General features: G+C 34.3%; 11 protein-coding genes. 6 read left to right on the plus strand and 5 right to left on the minus strand.

Translation table 11 applies throughout. The features are described from left to right. Positions 1-67: 67 nt before the first annotated feature. Positions 68-3,271, minus strand: a complete 3,204-nt coding sequence (locus tag ACN5L8_RS08310; RefSeq protein ID WP_419172805.1) for a UvrD-helicase domain-containing protein — start codon at positions 3,269-3,271, stop codon at positions 68-70. Next, on the minus strand, positions 3,271-5,577 hold the full coding sequence (locus tag ACN5L8_RS08315) for a PD-(D/E)XK nuclease family protein (protein ID WP_419172806.1): 2,307 nt from the start codon (positions 5,575-5,577) through the stop codon (positions 3,271-3,273). Before ACN5L8_RS08315 ends, ACN5L8_RS08310 begins: the two co-directional genes overlap by 1 nt. Positions 5,578-5,659: 82 nt before the next feature. Between ACN5L8_RS08315 and ACN5L8_RS08320 the strand changes: the two genes are divergently transcribed. Then, positions 5,660-6,508, plus strand: a complete 849-nt coding sequence (locus ACN5L8_RS08320; RefSeq protein ID WP_115362207.1) for an Hsp33 family molecular chaperone HslO — start codon at positions 5,660-5,662, stop codon at positions 6,506-6,508. 3 nt (positions 6,509-6,511) lie between these two features. Here ACN5L8_RS08320 and ACN5L8_RS08325 read toward each other — a convergent pair whose 3' ends face one another. Continuing rightward, positions 6,512-7,354, minus strand: coding sequence for a hypothetical protein (locus ACN5L8_RS08325; protein WP_412474032.1), 843 nt, complete (start codon positions 7,352-7,354; stop codon positions 6,512-6,514). A gap of 261 nt (positions 7,355-7,615) precedes the next feature. Here ACN5L8_RS08325 and ACN5L8_RS08330 point away from each other — a divergent pair, with 261 nt between their 5' ends. The 5 genes from ACN5L8_RS08330 to ACN5L8_RS08350 all read left to right on the plus strand — a co-directional run bounded on the left by ACN5L8_RS08330 (position 7,616) and on the right by ACN5L8_RS08350 (position 16,142). Beyond that, the gene (locus ACN5L8_RS08330) at positions 7,616-9,646 is read left to right on the plus strand and encodes a heterodisulfide reductase-related iron-sulfur binding cluster (RefSeq protein ID WP_419172807.1); all 2,031 of its coding nucleotides are present in this window, start codon (positions 7,616-7,618) and stop codon (positions 9,644-9,646) included. Then, on the plus strand, positions 9,627-11,567 hold the full coding sequence (locus ACN5L8_RS08335; RefSeq protein ID WP_419172808.1) for a hypothetical protein: 1,941 nt from the start codon (positions 9,627-9,629) through the stop codon (positions 11,565-11,567). Before ACN5L8_RS08330 ends, ACN5L8_RS08335 begins: the two co-directional genes overlap by 20 nt. Beyond that, positions 11,554-12,603, plus strand: coding sequence for a hypothetical protein (locus tag ACN5L8_RS08340; protein ID WP_419172809.1), 1,050 nt, complete (start codon positions 11,554-11,556; stop codon positions 12,601-12,603). The genes ACN5L8_RS08335 and ACN5L8_RS08340 overlap by 14 nt, the downstream gene beginning before the upstream one ends. After that, on the plus strand, positions 12,600-13,358 hold the full coding sequence (locus ACN5L8_RS08345) for a hypothetical protein (RefSeq protein ID WP_419172810.1): 759 nt from the start codon (positions 12,600-12,602) through the stop codon (positions 13,356-13,358). Before ACN5L8_RS08340 ends, ACN5L8_RS08345 begins: the two co-directional genes overlap by 4 nt. 117 nt (positions 13,359-13,475) lie before the next feature. After that, positions 13,476-16,142, plus strand: coding sequence for a valine--tRNA ligase (locus ACN5L8_RS08350; protein ID WP_419172811.1), 2,667 nt, complete (start codon positions 13,476-13,478; stop codon positions 16,140-16,142). A gap of 25 nt (positions 16,143-16,167) precedes the next feature. Here the strand turns inward: ACN5L8_RS08350 and ACN5L8_RS08355 are convergent, their stop codons facing one another. Both ACN5L8_RS08355 and ACN5L8_RS08360 read right to left on the minus strand, forming a co-directional pair. Beyond that, complete coding sequence (locus ACN5L8_RS08355; protein WP_419172812.1) at positions 16,168-17,121, minus strand: hypothetical protein; 954 nt, start codon at positions 17,119-17,121, stop codon at positions 16,168-16,170. A 36-nt stretch (positions 17,122-17,157) separates the two neighbouring features. Then, positions 17,158-17,670, minus strand: coding sequence for a hypothetical protein (locus ACN5L8_RS08360; protein ID WP_419172813.1), 513 nt, complete (start codon positions 17,668-17,670; stop codon positions 17,158-17,160). Positions 17,671-17,692 lie beyond the last annotated feature (22 nt).

A 17,692-nucleotide genomic window follows, 5' to 3' on the forward strand; every position in this document is an offset into this window, starting at 1 on the left:
TGCCTTTCAAATAGTTGGATTTACAGAGATTATTTTAACATAAGATGTTAAGTACTAATTAAGTCGCTTATTGGTGGCATAAATTTCCATACAAACAAGATGAACAGTGCTTAATTCTTTTTCCGACCAAATCACTTAGTGTTCTCCACACTTCGAAGAGATCATTCTCAACATTACTGATTTCAATTTTCTCTTCAATAATTCTCTTCTCATCAAGGGCCAAAACTTTAAGATTTATAGTACTTGCCATATTTTCATTGATTAATTTCAGACCAAAAGCATAGGTTTTTAACTGGAAGAAATATGATCTCAGCTTATCCTCATCAATTAGACCTGACTTAAAATCCCAGATCTCCACTACTTGATTATTTTGATAAACTAAAGCATCTATAATCCCAGTTATCATCTGGCCAAAGAAAGAAAACTTAATTTGATGCTCACTTAGAATCTTTTCATGGGCCGATTTTTGAATATATTCATTTACCCACTCCACAATCTCTTGTTCCTGAGGACTGTTAAATTTTAAGTCCTTGCCCTTAATTAAATTTTCAACAAGAAAATGCAGACGATTTCCACGGTCTACATCAGAAACACCGAATGCAGAAGGAGTTTCAATTTCATTCTCTTTTGTGAATTCTTTAAAGTCTTCATCTAATTTCAATACTTGGTTTAAGTAAAACTTTCGTGAGCACAAGGCCAGTTCAGATAACTTTGTAACTGATAATTCTGAGATTAGTCCTAGCTTTGTAGTTGATTCAACATTTTTAATTCCAAGTGCATCCATGAAATAGATTGGTGGACGATTTGACGAGCTAACTTCATATGCAACTGAAAAGTCATCACATTCTACTTCGTTTAGACGATGAGTCCGAAGAGGTACAATCCAGCTATTATCTGAATGCTTTACTTCCTTCCCATTTACACTGATATCAAAATACTCAATATTTTCAACGGCCCGAGTACAGGCAACATAGAATAGTCGTTTTGATTCTGAAAACTCTTTTTGCTTTTTGATTAGTTTTTCTAGAATTAAATTAGGAGACGAGTTTAACTTCTTTGTATGTATATCAGCTCCCCAAGACAAGGCCCCAGGAAGTGAACCAAACTTTGATGTATCAACAACAGTACGTCCATTAGTATGAATACCACCTAATATAATTGTATCAAATTCAAGACCCTTTGAAGCGTGAGTCGTCATAATTCTTACATTCGCATTAGATAGATATGAAAAGCTTGCACTATAAGAGTCTTTTTCAAGAGACTTCAAGATTTTATAAATTTGATCAATATCTCCTTTAGCGCCGCCGATAATTCCATTTATCTTCTCTGAATTATTCTTATATGTAGAACTCGATAGTCCCAGGTCAAATACAAAAGACCAAAATGCATACTCCACATTACTATTCTTGTACGTACCCTTCATCTTAGCGAGATCTTCAATTGTAAACTCTCGATACTCGTCGTAGTAATGTCGACATACTCCATTAATTATAAAATTATAATAACGAGCAATGGCCTGCAACCTCTTTGAATCCGCCCCTTCTTTATCTGCTTCAATCAAGAAATTAATAAAAGCCTTAAAGATAATTACCAACGGATCTTCACCATATGGAATCTTAACCTGAGCAACAAACGGTATTTTCTTACTCATCAAATTTGAAATCAATTGCTTTGACGGGGCCAGAGTACGATAAAGAATACAAATTTGTTCTTGTGGATTTTCCTTGAACTTCTTTTCAATTAATTCAGCAATTGAGCTGGCTTCAATATCGTCATATACAGTAGAGGTAAGTCTTCCTTCGACCTCCATTTCAAGATCAACAATATGCCCTTTGACACTACCTAGAGCGGACTCTTTCACATCGGCTGGAAAGTTTTGATAATCGACCTTTACACTATATTGATCGTGCCCTTGGTATTTTTCACCCAAACCAAAGATGGTATCAAAGAATTGGTTATTAAATTTAACAACTGCTTCTTCTGATCGATAGTTATTAGACATATAGAGATTTTGAGGAATCAGTTTTTCTGTTTGATTAAAGACGGCAATCTCACCTCCACGAAAACCGTAGATGGCCTGCTTCCTGTCACCAACACACATAAGCTTTTTAAAATTATCACCTATTGCATGACGTATTATTTGGAATTGTCCTGGTGAAGTATCTTGATACTCATCAACAATAATATAATCAAAATTTTCCTGACAGAGCCTTCTTGACTCTTCTGACTCCTCTAAAGATTTCAAAGTTAAATATTCAATATCTGAGAAGTCCATACCGGGGTAATTATAATAATGTTCCTGAATATAATTAAATAGTTCTTTATATAAGATTAACCACTCACGATATATATTTTCATTAGCAAAAAATTGATCGAAGTTTTCACCTTCTTTTTCAACAAACTTTAGTAATTTATTTGCATCTTCAATTAACTCACCAACTTCAAGTGGTATCCCCCTGGATTTACGTGGCTTATTTGCCTTATAGACTTCGCAAAACTTTTTAATATTTTCCCAATCATACTTATTAGAAGAAAAGAATGACTCGCTTGCATTTAAATGCTTCCACCATGCTTTTTTTGCGTGTTCTTCTGAATAGGTATCACTCGAGTAATGACATTTAAAAATTTCGGAACATCCCAAAAGACCTAAAATATTTTCAAAGTATTCTTCTTCATTAAATTCAACATGATCAACATCAAGTGTTTGCCACTCATATCGTAACTCAGGACTAGCAAATACAAATTGCATAGAACTAGTAAGTGCATCAATATTTTTTAGAAATATTTCTATTTTTGGATTATTAAGATTTCGATTAAACCACTGCTTTGTAAGCTCTTCTATTTTTACATTTATTTTAAAGCGATCGACGATATCAAGATTAGCAGGTGCACCAAAGATATAGCCTCTCTTGATTAGTTTTAAACAGAAGCTATGGATCGTTGAAATACCTAAGGATTCGAGGGCCTCATCGATTATTTTCTTCTTATTTTTATCCTCAACATCGTTAAAGCGATCAAACATACGAGATTGAAGCTCACCAGCGGCTTCTTTTGTGAATGTCATAACAACTATTTTAGAAAGATAAGCTTTCAAGTATTGACCAATATCAGGAACCTGTTGTTCTTCCAAAGCCGTATACTTTTCCTCTATTAAATAAGCCAAGTGTTCGATAATTACTCGTGTTTTCCCTGATCCTGCACCAGCGTTTAGAAGAACACCACCATCATGCTTTACTGCTTTTTCTTGTTCTACATTTAATTGAATGGCCATTATTGCATCTCTCCTTTTGCACAGACAGGATTAGCGACACAGAAAGTACATGTTTGATTACTCATTGGTCTTGCAGGCCAAGTCTCTACCGAGCCCATTTCTTTAATAATTTCTTTCATATGATCCTGGAATTCATCAAGATCAACTTCTTCGATCTGTTTAGACTTTGAATGAAACTCTCCAAAGAAAACTTCATCCCCAATAAAGAATGAGTCCTTCAAGTTTTCAAGACAGAGATATCCGCCACCTTTTAATGAATGTTCACGTGACCATGCTCTATAATATGCTATAAGCTGAATTTTTCGATAATCAACGATATCTGTTTTATTAGGTATTGAACCTCCAGATGTCTTAAAGTCATAAATATAAAAGTCATTTCCTTTTTTAATTAGAAGATCAATGAAACCTTTATACTCTTCATTAACTTTTGAAATATCTCTTTCAAAAATTAATTCGACATCTTTGTCTTTCTTTATTTCTAACAACTTTATAATAATAGACGAACAATATGATTCAATCGCAAGCCTTAAACTTTCAATATCAATTCTTTCTGGAAGTAGCGAGTTCTCAACAATAAAACGATTCAATGTGTTTTTAATTAACTCTCTCAATATAGATTCACTAAAGCTTTCATGTTTTTCAACATACGCTTCAATTACACTGTGATTAATTGTTCCAATATATCTTCTATCAATGAACGCCGAAGATGAAACATCAAGATCAACCCCTTGTGCATATTTCAAGTGCCACTTCTTTGGACAATCAATATAAGTTTGAATAAATGAAGGTGACAACTTCTCACCGACACTCGCTTTTTGCTGGGCCCTCTTTTCAAAGCTCAGTCTCTTACTTACTTCTAAATTATAATCGTTAAGATTTACGCCATCAAAAAGAGACTCTGCTATAGAGTTACCGTGGAGCAAACCTTCCTCAAGAATGAGCTTTCCACCACTTTGAATAAATTGTCTTATCAATGATCTCAAACTTGCAATATCTAAGGCCTTACTTTGAAGAGGACCAAAAGCACTAAAGATAACTAAGACATCATTTGAGAATCTTTGTGCTGTTGTTAAAGCTCCTAAGTCATCCTTTGAAATATAAAGATATTTATTTTCACAATCTTCTAAACTTAAAAGATTATCTCTTATTCCAATCGTTCCCGTGTCATCTTTAGTTAAATTAACAACAGATGTTCTTGGAAGATTTAGCCCTAATACTTCTTTAATTAACTTTAGATCTGAGCTTCTGAGTTCTTCGTTAATCGTCGCTTTTTCTGAGTAAGCCTTAATTTCATTTTTAAAAGACAGGATTGTTTTCAATTTAATAAAATTATCTTCATTGAAATTTAGAAGACTTAATTTAGTTAAAAACTTTTGAATATCATCACAACTTAAAACTCCACCATTGAGATTTAGTTGTTCTTGGATTTTTGAAGTAATTTGATCAACGCTACTAAAAAATAATGCAAAATCAGTTTTAAACCTTTTTTCAGGTATCAGTAACGAATTGACTTGAGATAGATCTAAGCTGTTTGAAAAACTAATTAATTGTTTGTCCTGCCTTATCAGTTCACTAAAATACTCTGCACTTCGTCCAGATGGAATTGAAATATATTCGCAATCAATATTTTCAAACTCAATTTCCTCTTTCAACTGTTGCGTCTCTATCCAATTTGGCCAAAAGACTTTACCATCACATTGGTTGAAGACCTCCTTACTAATTGGAACATAGACCTCTGCTTTATTCCCCATCCCTTTCAACATATCTATTTGATTTGCATTAAGGTGATCAAATCCAATAAAGATATATCCGATATTCTCTTCGGCCCTAAATTGCTCACTTACTAATTGATACGATTTTTGTTCATCTACTATATTGAAATTTTCAACATATGTATAAAATCTCATCAGCCCAGCAATACACTCCTTCTCCAGGGTCTCTAACTGACCTAATTCTTCAATAAGATTTTGACTTAGATCATAAGAGCGTACTTCAGTGAAGAGTTCGAAACTAAAATGAAATTTTTCGTAGTCATCATTTACAGCAGACTTCCAAAAAGTCCATAGGTCTACCATTAATTCAGATTTTGATAATTTTGTTTGAGATTCACTAAGTTCTAGGTGATCTGATAAGAATTTTGCAATTGTTATGGTTTCACAAGTGGAAGCGAGTCCGCGACGAATAAGAATATCTCGGTAGAGATCGGCCCTTTGTGGTGAAGGACAGATAATTTGCCAATTTTTAATGTTCTCATTGCTGGCCAGCAATTCATCGAATTGATTCTCGTATAAGTAGAGATTTAACACGTAACGTTACCTTTTTTTAAGCTTCCTAATGACACTTTACTCGAAAAACGATATATAAAGCGCATACAAGGAGAATTTTACTGTGATTAAAGAAAGTCGTCTATTCAACTTCATTAATAAAGAAAAAACATTTGCAATCTCTTTCTTAGAGGGGCAGAAGGTTATTCACGATCTTGCACTAATTCACGGTGTCAACCAGCAAGGCTTTGCATTTTTAAGAGATATTACTCTTTCAATTCTTCCAATGATCAACTTTCTTAAGCCACAGGAAAATATGGGGATCTTTTTAGATTCACAAGAACCATATTTTAGATTCAAACTTGAAATGAATCAGGCAGGCTTCTTTAGAACTCTAATTCTTCCAGAAGAGTTACCAGAGATGCCAAAAAAGATCTCAGGACACCTTAGAACTGCTAAGCAATTTCCTCATTCTAAATCTCCTTATACAAGTATCATTGAAGTTAAAAATAAAAATGTAAATGGAATCATTAATGACTTTTTTAAAAGATCATATCAAATGAATTCAGCAATTATTCTTAGTGAGGATAGTGACCAAGTTGCACTGATAACAAAACTTCCAGAAGTAAATGTCGATAAGGAAGAAGTTATTGAGTCTGTCAGCCTTGATCAATTTCTTGCTGAAAACAAAGAGTCTTTAGATACAATATTCAAAGAAGCACTTAATGAAGAAGGTCCAATTCAAGAGAAGTTTGAATCACTAGGTTATGATTACCTTACTTCAACTGAGATTAAATTTAAGTGCAGCTGTTCTCGTGATCGTATGGTAACAGGAGTGGCCAGTGTTGTAAGATCAAGTGGCTTTGACGATGTTTTCCACGAAGACCTATCGGTAGAAACAAAATGTGACTACTGTAAAACTGCATACCTTATTACAAAAGAAGAAGTTACAAACTTACTTAATCTACAATAGAGCTTAAAACGGTAATGTCGTTTCTTCTGAACGCCAGAAGAAGCGGCGATTCAAGTCAGACTCTAAATATAGTCCACAAAAATTTTCTGCCAAAGCGCCATCTGCCCAAACAGGGGACATTAACTGTGACTTTTTATTTGTAGCGATAGGAATACTTCTCCATTTTTTATTAATTCTTTTCCAATCAATGGCCTTTGGAGAAGCCGAACTAACGACAATTAAATAATCGTTTGTTTTACTAATTCTCTTTCTTACTTGGATAAGAAAGTTATTTAGATTAGACATATAAGAGGTAAACCCTTTCACATCTTGCTTATTCAAAATATTAAGTAATTCGTAATCAACAATATTAATGAAGCGACGATTCGAATCATTCATCGCAGTTAGGACATGATTAAATAAATCTGTTGTTGTTGAGAAGCACTTATCTCTTTTGCACGATTTATCGTAGTAAGTACTGCCTTTTTGATATTCTTTCTTTTGTTGAAAGTGAAAAGTTTCTTTATCACTTGCAACTTTTTCTTTGGCCCCTGAGACGAATAGTCGAGTATTTTTGTAGAAATTTGTATTACATTTATCAATTTCTTTAAATTTAGGAGTTTTGCCACGATAAATAACCGAAGAACTATAGCCAGATCCATTTAAAACATCCCAAATTGCTCTTCTCTGATATTTTTCACAACTATTACTTGGAAGTGAATATCCATTTAGCTGTGTTAGAAGCTGGTCGTCGATGTCTGGAGTTACTGTCATCATATTATAAGACCACATCTTTCCAAAACAAGAATACTTTTCAAGCTCTGTTTGAGCATTGAAATTTAAGTTCTTAAAGTGCAAGTAGCCCATGTGCTCTTCACTCAGGCCAGGTATCTGAATAAAAACTAAATTTGAGGGATAGTTATTGAAAGAATGATTTTTTAAATTAATGGTTTTTACTCTTGAACAAGAAAAAAATAAGCCGAAGAGTATTAATAATATTAAGTTTTTTTTATTGTACAACATAATTTCTGACTCTTTAAATAAGGATACTTATGGTATATTACCATATATATAAGATTGAAATTATTAAAAATGTTATTCACCTACAAAAAGTAAGCGAGGGAAGAAATGAATCAAACTCTTGATGCTGCTACGCGAGAAATATTTTGGAATATTCCATACTCGTTTAAGGTTGTCATGTACATCCTATTTTTTGCAGCGGTCTTTGTTATGTTCAAAGGGCTTTATGAAAAAGCCAAATTTATTACAGGTAAGAAAGGATTCGATGCTGTAAAAGGCTTAAAAGATCTTTTCCCTGAAAAGTTAAACTGGAGTTCGTTTTTCAAAACGATGCTTCTAACAGGAAAAGTGCCTCGTTTCTTAAATGTTGCAATCTTCCACGGCCTTATTTTCTGGGGATTTGTAATTCTCTGGATTGCTACTGACCTAGTTGCAATTCATGCCGATACACCTTTTAAAATCTATAAAGGTAATGTTTACATCGTAATCTCATTCCTCGCTGATATTGCAGGTCTAATGGTTCTTACCGGAATCGCTCTTGCATACAAAAGAAGATATATTGATAAGCCTGACTACTTAAAAGCGACTAAGCCAAAGCAAGAATTATTTATGTACAGTATGCTAATTGCTCTTGTCGTTCTTGGTTACTTAATTGAAGGTGTAAGAATCATGGGAACAGGTATGCCTATTGGTGAAGCAACATGGTCTCCTGTTGGATGGTTCCTTGCTACATTATTCCAAGGCATTCCACTTTCAGAGAAAGCTTGGGCATATACTTATCGTGGAATGTGGATGGTTCACATGGCAAATACAATGCTATTTGTTGCTGCTTGTGGAACAACTAAATTTTCTCATATTTTTGTTCTACCATTTGCTGCCCTTGTTACACCAAAAAGACGCGGGGCCCTTCTTGATCCAATGGACTTTGAAGATGAAACAGCAGAAACATTTGGTTTAGGTAAACTTTCTGAGTTAACAATTAAAAACAAGCTTGATCTTCTAGCATGTGTTGAATGTGGGCGTTGTACACAAGTATGTCCGGCCAATATCGCAGAAAGACCACTAGATCCAAAAACAATTATCACAAAAGCACGTGATCTTGCTTTTGATACAGCAGCTAAAGGTGAAACTGATGCTGATTTCTGGGAAAACTCGACTTACTCAGCAATCGAGCTAGACTCTTGTACAACTTGTGGTGCCTGTATGGAAGAATGTCCTGCAAATATCGAGCACGTTGACATCATCATGGGTGCAAAGAGATATAAGACTCTTACACTTGGTGAAGTTCCAGCAGATGCTGCGACAGCTGTTCAAAAGGTTCAAATCAATGGAAACCCTTGGGGGATCTCACAAGATGATCGCTTTAAGTGGGCAGATGGACTTGATGTTCCTGTAATCGAAGCTGGAAAGAAAGTTGATTATTTATACTATGTTGGTTGTGCTGGTTCATACGATGCATCTAACCAAAAAGTAGTTCAAGATACTGTTAAACTCCTAAAGAAGGCAGGCGTAGACTTTGCTGTAATGGGGAAAACTGAAAAATGTAATGGTGACCCAATCAGAAGAATTGGTGATGAATACTCTTTCTTTGAAATCGCAATTGAGAATATTGCCAACATGAATCAATATGACTTTGATAAGGTTGTAACTCACTGCCCTCACTGTCTTCATACTATTGGTAAAGAATACGCGAAATTTGATGATGGTGACTTCGATACAGTTCACCACACAGAACTTCTCGCAGACCTTCTACGCTCAGGAAAACTAAAGCCAGAGAAAAAAGTAGAAGAGAATCTTACTTTCCATGATCCTTGCTACCTTGGTCGCCATCACGGTGAATACAACGCACCAAGACAAATCCTTGAAGCAACAGGTGTTGAAATCAAGGAAATGGATAAGACTAAAGACACTGCTCTATGCTGCGGTATGGGTGGTGGAAACATGTGGTACGAAGTTGAGGAAGGAAATGATCCTGCCGTTAACAGACTTGCCCATGTTGGAGAGAAGAAAGTTGAGAAATTAGCTACGGCCTGCTCTTTCTGTATGATAAACTTTAAGGGTGGAATTAGCGAAAAGACAGGTACAGAAAACCTTGAGATTGAGGACGTTGCCTCAATTCTTGCAAAAACTATCGATTAAATTAATTATACTAGGCTCAGTACTAACTGGGCCTAGTCTATATGCTCAATCAAATACACCTCAAAAAACAAAAGCCAAATTAACATTACCAGAGAAAGGACTCCTTGAATCATTTGAGGAAAAGCTAAACCTGTATCGTCAGGAAATAGGTCAAAAAATTTTAAATCCTTCTAATGAAGAGAAAATAAGACAAATCTTTAAAGATGAAGAAAGAATTGAACTATCAACACGCCAAATAAATACAATTCTTCTTTATTCACCAGACTATTACAAAGAACTGTATCGTATTAATAATTGTTCAATCTATACTCTATTAAAAAACCGACTTATCAACATTAACGGAACTCCCCTATTAAACGTGGAAGCTACGGTAACAGAAGGAGAGAAAAAGACAAAGGCAATTGTCCCGATTGATTCTTTCTTATCTCACTATTATAAAAGTAACTGTCGACTTTCTTTTAAACAAAGTCGTGTATTTGAAAAAGGACTCCTAGCAGATACTTTCAAAAAAATTACACCAAAGTTTCCAACTTCCAAAGGACAATGCTTAGATCAATATAATAATTTAAGTGCAAATATAAATGTCGATCATATTTGTAGTGCCCCCTATACAATTGATCTTGCCTCTAAACTTAGTCAAAATTTAACAGAAAATGATCTTTCAATTAGAGAAAGAAGTTATATAAACTCACTTAGAAGACAAGCAAAGACTTATACTGAAGAAATTAAGGAAAAAGATCTTCTATACTTTAGAAACTTCTGTTCTAACCTAAATCGAAAAGAAAAATTCTGTAATAATTATGCTCAGCAAGACTTTTGGGCATTAATAAGAAATAAACAAAGATCAAGAGATTATATTAAGCAAAGATGTCAGAACATCTTTAAGAAAGAAGACTTAAAAGATGTTGAATATATAAAATGTATAAAGCTATTAAGACAAAAACCTGAAGTATGTGAAACGAAAGGACCTAGAGAAGGAAGTGTTCTCTATCCGATGCCAGACTGTCAAAAAGTCTCTGAGACATTAATGGTTTCGAGATTAAAAAACAATTTTAATGATTGTCCAAAGTTCATAGGAAATCTTGCCATTGTAAATGGAGCAAGAGTGATAAAGCACTTTGCAACAAATGATATAAAAAGCAATGACTGTGTATTTCCAAGCTATGAAAAGATTTATGGGCTCTATCTTGAGTCAGATGAAGAAGATAAGTGGCCTCTAAAGATTTGTTATACTTCGATAAGTAAGGAGAAAAAATGTCTTCCTTATATTCCAGGTAACTCAAAAGAAAATTACAATGCTTTAAATATGGTTGTAGCTAATATGCTCTATCAAACCAAAACTGTATCAAATAGAATAAAATGCCAAGAAGTTTCCAAAAAAGAATACAATCCCCTTCGCTTAAAATATAAAGCAGGATGTTGGATTGTTCCTGAAGAAGTAGCATGTCGTACTGTATCTTGTAAGTACAAAATCATGTTAGACAATAGAGCGATTAAAGAAATTTGGAGTGAAGGACAATTGACCTTTGATTATTTTAAAACTAAGTATAACTCAACTGATTCCTCAATTCATGATCGAATGATCAATCTTTTAAGACTAAAGGAACAGGAGATTAACTCTCTTTCTTCTCTTAAGTTCTTTTTAGATAAAAAGAAAAACGGAATAATTCACGGAATGGGCTGTGGTGAAGATCTTTACCCATCACATTACCAAAGTACTAAACTTGGAATCTGTACTCCTATGCCATTTATAATCGATGGCCATAAAGAGATTAACAACAATACCTACTTGAGTTTCAGAGGCGCAATTGACGATGTGAACTCCCCAAGACTTATGCTCTGGGCAAACGTCTTCACTGCATTATCACGTTATTCAACCCTATCACCTTTAAAAGCATGGGAGTTTTATGGCATTTACTAAAGCTCTTTTACTTATCTTAATACTATCGAATAGCTTAGTTATGGCCAGGACTAAACTCCTTGAGTTTTCAACAAGACAAAACGTTCATAACTTAAAGCTCGACAGCCTTACAGGTGTTACATTTTATCTAAAGGGTAAGAACACTTTAGCTTATTCAGCAAAGAATAGAGCAAATGTTGTCATTGAAAAGAAGTCTAATAGCGAGTTTGATGTAATTAAAGTTAATGATGATCTTTATATTATCAGTGTGAAAGAGAATCATTTTAAGAATTTTAGCTTCTTTCAAGATTCTGAGATATATTTTTATAATATAAAATCCAACGAACTTAATTTTATCTCTAAAGGCTCATATCCTAAATTCCATAAAAAAAGTGGCTATATTTCATTTACGAAAGAAGACAAAGATAAGCTCTTTATAGAAGTTATCAATACAAGAAACTATTTGGATCGCTTCCAGATCCCACTTAAAACAAGGGATCTTCTCTATCGTCCACAAACGATTATTTTTGATGATAGTCTCATCTACTTCACTGATAGAAATAAAGACTTTTACGAATATGTTTCAATCTATAACAACAGATCCAAAAAGCAGTTTTTATTACATGAATTTGATACGACAAATTCTAAACTTAGTCTAACAAGTGATAATGAAAGAATTTATATTCTTGAGACTGCCATATCAAATAAGTCATATGTACAACTCTCAAGCCTTGAGAAAGGCTCAATCGACTATACTAAAAAGACTCCACTCTTTAATACAACATACGGTCCAGCTTATAATCTTCAATATAACAGTGGTGAATTATACTTCATTTTGACTTTGAAGAGTAAAAATTCAAATCTAATTAATCAAAGAGAGCTCGTCTCATTTGATCTTAAAGAAAAGAAACTTTTTAAAAGAACAGACCTAAATTATGTTTCGACATATACGATTCAAAATGAAAAAGTTCTTATTCCTTATAAAGATAAAATCTATCTACTAACAAATAAAGAAGGGAAATATTCAATAAACGAGGAGATTAAATCACAATTATGAAATTAATTATTTCGTTTCTATTTACTCTTTCAATCCTAGCATCTGCACCTAGCGAGAAGGAAATCAAATTTGCTTCTAATGTAAGTCCATATATTAAAGACCTTATCTTAGAATTATATTTAAATAGTAAAATCACACAAGAAGAGGTCGTTATACTGGGAGAAAACCTTTTGGCCCCTATTGATAATGATTTTATTGAGCTTTCTATCATGGATACTGTTTTAAAAACAAAGACGACAAAAGAATACAAACATATAGATATTTCTCAAGGCCTTTTTAATGAACTGGAAAAAGAAGTGCTTAAGTTAAATCAAGAGATGTATTTTTCTAAAAGAATTGCAAAGAAAATTCTAAAAGACTTGGGGGAGCTACTAACTAACCAAACTCTTCGAGAATATAATGCTTATATAAAAAGTACTGATAGAAATAAAAAAGCTTCAAAAGAGCTTTCCCAATTCATGAATCGCATAAGCTATCTTCAGTTTTGGATTCAGACACTAAGGAAACCAGCTGCAACAAGAAAGCAAACATTACTTGATACAAACTTAGAAGTTTTTAATGTTGTTAACAGAAACCTTCAAGTAGCATCACGAACTGGTAATCAAAATACTAAAGGCCAGTATATTTCAATTAATGACATTGATCTTATTAAGGCACGCCGTGCAGTTGATAAACTCTTTTTTGACACAACTCCCCAGAAAGATCCTGACTATCAAGCACCTGAAGAACTCCCAGATCCCGTGGATTCTTGGTAGATCCCATCAATATATTTTTTGAAATTTCAATAGTTTACCCATCTATTTTTAAAAGAAAAAATGTGTATCATATGATATATAATTTCAAATAGTTAAATCGATAAAAGGAAGAAAGTTGTGACAAAATCATTCGAAGATTTACCGAAGACTTATAGCTCAAATGATGTTGAGAAAAAGTGGTATAAAAAGTGGGAAGGTGAAAAGTACTTCGCTCCAAAAGCCGGAAAGACAGGCAAGTCTTTTTGCGTCATCATGCCACCTCCAAATGTCACAGGTATTCTTCACGCAGGTCACGCTCTTGATATAACAACACAAGATGCCCTTATTCGTTTTAAAAGAATGAAAGGATATGAAACTCTGTTTCTTCCTGGTATGGATCACGCAGGTATTGCAACTCAATCAAAAGTTGAAGAGCTAATTTGGAACGAAGAGAAGAAAACAAAGCACGACTATTCTCGAGAAGACTTCTTAAAGAAAATTTGGGAATGGAAAGAGCAATATGGTGGTGTTATTGCAAACCAACAAAAAGTAATGGGTGCAAGTTGTGATTGGGATTACTCAATGTTCACAATGGACCCTGAGGCAAATGATGCTGTAAGACGTGCATTTGTGACTCTTTATAATGAAGGCCTTATCTATCAATCAGATTATATTGTTAACTGGGATCCAAAACTACAATCAGCAATTTCTGATGCAGAAGTGGATCACAAAGAAGTTAATGGTGCCTTCTATCATATTCTATATTCTGTAAAAGATAGTGATATTAAACTAGAAATTGCAACGACACGACCAGAAACTCTTCTTGGAGATACAGCTGTTGCCGTTAATCCAAATGATGAAAGGTTCGCTCACTTAATTGGTAAGAAAGCGATTGTTCCTCTATGTAATAGAGAGGTTCCAATCGTTGGTGATGAGCATGTTGATATTGAAAAAGGAACTGGTTGCCTTAAGGTTACACCAGGTCATGACTTTAATGACTTTGATATTGGAAAACGACATAATCTTGAAATAATCAATATTCTTAATCTAGACGGAACTCTTAATGAGCACGGACTAGAGTGGCAAGGCCTACCTTGTAAGAAAGCTCGTAAAGGCGTAGTTGAAAAGTTAAAAGAACTAGAGTTATTTGTTAAAGAAGAAAAGCACGTACATCAAGTTGGTCATGGAGAAAGATCAGGCGTTGTTATTGAGCCAATGATTTCAAAGCAATGGTTTGTTGATGTAAATTCTATGGCCAAAGAAGCTGTAGAAAGAGTTGAAGATGATACAACTCGATTCTATCCTAAAGGGTGGGAGAACACTTACTTTGCTTGGCTTCGTGAACCAAAGAATTGGTGTGTTTCACGCCAGCTTTTATGGGGACACCGAATTCCAGTATTTACTTGCAACTCTTGTGAGCACCAATGGGCAGACGAAGAACTTGAACCAAGCTCTTGTCCAAAGTGTAGTACAAAAGATTATACACAAGACCCTGATGTACTAGATACATGGTTCTCTTCTGGGCTATGGCCAATGACGACACTTGGCTGGCCAAATAAAGAAAGAATGGAACAAAGAGGATTCGATAAGTTCTATCCTACCTCAGTACTTATTACAGGTTTTGATATCATTTTCTTCTGGGTAGCTAGAATGATGATGATGGGAACAAAATTCTCTAACAAGGTTCCTTTTGATAAAGTTTATATCCATGCAATCGTTCGAGATAAACTTGGTCGCAAGATGAGTAAATCTCTTGGTAATGGAATTGATCCGATTGAAATGGTTGAGCAATATGGTGCAGACGCATTTCGTTTTACACTAGCAGCAGGCTCTGGTTACAATCGTGCCATTAATCTTGATCCAGAAAGAATCGCAGGATACAGAAACTTCATTAATAAGATATGGAATGCTTTCCGTTTCATCTCACCATTCTTAGATCTTGCAAATAAAGAACTTCCTGCAAAGCTTGATGATCAAGAGAAATGGATACTATCAGAACTTAATGATGCAACGAAAGTTGTCAATGAATCACTCGATGCTTTCCGCTACGACGATGCATGTTCTGAAGTATATTCATTTGTATATGATAAATTCTGTTCTTGGTTTATTGAGCTTTCTAAAAACACTCTTAACGGAGATGATCAAGAAGCAAAAACTCAAAGAGCAACTGTTCTAAAGTACTGCTTTAGAAAGATCACTGCCCTTCTTCACCCAATCACTCCTTTCATCACTGAAGAGCTTTGGGGATACTTAAAAGAAGAAAACGAAGATCTATTAATCTCAGCCGATTACCCAGAATACGATACATCTCTTAACTACCCAAGTGAACAAGTTAAGATGAATAAGTTTATTGAAGTTGTCTCAAGTATTCGCTTCCTAAGGCAATCAGTAAATATTAAACCTAAAGATGAGGTTGAAGTTGTCCTTTTAACAGATGATGAAGAAGCATCTTCTTACTTTGCAGACAATATGGCAGGCTTACAAGATCTCGCTCGTGCAAAAGATGTAGAGATTGCAGCCAAATCTACTGAGAACCCGAAAAAGTGTATTATGAAAGCAACAACTCACACGGATATCTTCTTAAAGCTTGATGGTGTAATTGATCTAGATGCTCAAATTAAACGTCTTGAAAAAGATTATGATAAGACAAAGAAAGAGCTAGATAAAATTGGCAAGAAATTAAATAACGAAAAGTTTATGGCAAATGCACCTGATGAAGTCGTTACAGAAGTTAGAGAAAAAGCCGCAAGCTTTGAAGAAAAAATAAAATCGCTAGAAGAACAAATCGAACAATTCAAATCATAAAAAAGGCCTCTTTAAAGAGGCCTTTTTATTTCTTTAATCGATATATATTTCGAGTTGCTCCTATTGGAGTGCCATCTCTTTTAGCAAATGGTTTCCAGCTCATCTCTCTACTTACGAATATAAACTCACCTAGATCTAATTTCTTATTTGAATAAAACCGATTTGAATCAACAGTAATTTTTCTTGGATCTAAGTCATGAGGTAGTTTCAAAGTACCTTTAGATAATTCACCAGCTTTCTGCGACTCTAATACATCTAAAACTAATCCATTCACTTTAATGGCAACACTTTCAGAGTCAACTTGTGAAAACCTTTCATAATTGATTTCGAAAAATTTTGAGTCTTTATTTTCATTATTATATGATTGAAAATCCTCTAGTAATTCACTCTCAATATCTATTCGTCCACCTGGGCCAAAAGTATTTTTATAATGTCCTAAAGCATTTGCAGAATATTTTATTGAACGACGTAATCCTCTTCTAACTTCAACTTTTTTATCAAATGAGTGAGTTACTAGCTTCTTATTATTTTTGTAATAACCATTTTTAGTAAACGATTCCAACATCTCTTTTGCATTACATCCAACAACACCTAGATACCTTAGGTTTTTATGAACTGTTTTAAATAGATCTTTGACATCATTTCCATAGTAATCGACAACTGCTGACTCTGAATTTATACCAGCACCTATTTGGGCCTGTCCCTTAGCATGAGAAACCCAAAATATCGCCAGGTTCTCCGGATTCTGTAGTTCCTTCCAAAGAGTTACCTGGTCTACCTTTTCTTTGATAACAACTTCATAACCTGAGCCTTCAAAGTGCTTTTTAAAGATTTTCTTTAATGGTCTTTCGATCTCCCAATCTTTCTTATGATACCAAATTCTTGGTGTGTCTAAAGAAGACATTAAGACAACTCGTGCTGCAAGAGCATTCGTCGATAGAGATATAAATAGAATAAATAGATAGATTACTTTCATCATTAAAGTAAATATGGAGGCAGTTGCCTCCATAATTTATTAATCAACCTTTGGAGTTGCTAATGCCTTCATTACTTTAAATGTATTTGGCGATAAGAATTCTTCGTATTCTTGCCATACATCAGCAGCATCTTCATCAGAAGAATCTTTATCTAACTCTGCGATGACTTCACTAAATACAGCGTTTACTTCTTCAATCTCACCATTGTAAGAATCAACTTCAACAGAAGTTAAGCCAAGATCAGCGGCCGTTTTAAGATCTATTTTCTTAAACTCAGCAACACCTGATTCCTCGTTTAAGAAGATCATACCAATAATCCAACCAGCAACCATAGGTGCTAGACAACCTTTTTCACCATCACATAGTGTTTTCTTCATTACGTAAGAACCACCATAACCGACAGCGATAGTTGCAAGACCTGTAAGTGCCAACTTTGAAGCAGCAGCAGGACTAAAAAATGCAGTATAAATTCCAATTGTAGCGTTTGATGAACGTACAGGAATTACAGTTAGAACGAGCGATAGTATCGCCGTTGAGATAACTTTTTTCATTACTTTCCTCCAATTTGATTTG

It is taken from the genome of Halobacteriovorax sp., from assembly GCF_048381875.1.
Taxonomy (GTDB): Bacteria; Bdellovibrionota; Bacteriovoracia; order Bacteriovoracales; family Bacteriovoracaceae; genus Halobacteriovorax_A; species Halobacteriovorax_A vibrionivorans.

What these genes read in the sequence shown, in the direction of transcription:
- ACN5L8_RS08310 (WP_419172805.1), bottom strand. Translation starts at nt 3,271, where the DNA reads ATGGCCATTCAATTAAATGTAGAACAAGAAAAAGCAGTAAAGCATGAT.
- ACN5L8_RS08325 (WP_412474032.1), bottom strand. Translation starts at nt 7,354, where the DNA reads ATGGGCTACTTGCACTTTAAGAACTTAAATTTCAATGCTCAAACAGAG.
- ACN5L8_RS08330 (WP_419172807.1), top strand. Translation starts at nt 7,616, where the DNA reads ATGAATCAAACTCTTGATGCTGCTACGCGAGAAATATTTTGGAATATT.
- ACN5L8_RS08340 (WP_419172809.1), top strand. Translation starts at nt 11,554, where the DNA reads ATGGCATTTACTAAAGCTCTTTTACTTATCTTAATACTATCGAATAGC.
- ACN5L8_RS08345 (WP_419172810.1), top strand. Translation starts at nt 12,600, where the DNA reads ATGAAATTAATTATTTCGTTTCTATTTACTCTTTCAATCCTAGCATCT.
- ACN5L8_RS08355 (WP_419172812.1), bottom strand. Translation starts at nt 17,121, where the DNA reads ATGATGAAAGTAATCTATCTATTTATTCTATTTATATCTCTATCGACG.
- ACN5L8_RS08360 (WP_419172813.1), bottom strand. Translation starts at nt 17,670, where the DNA reads ATGAAAAAAGTTATCTCAACGGCGATACTATCGCTCGTTCTAACTGTA.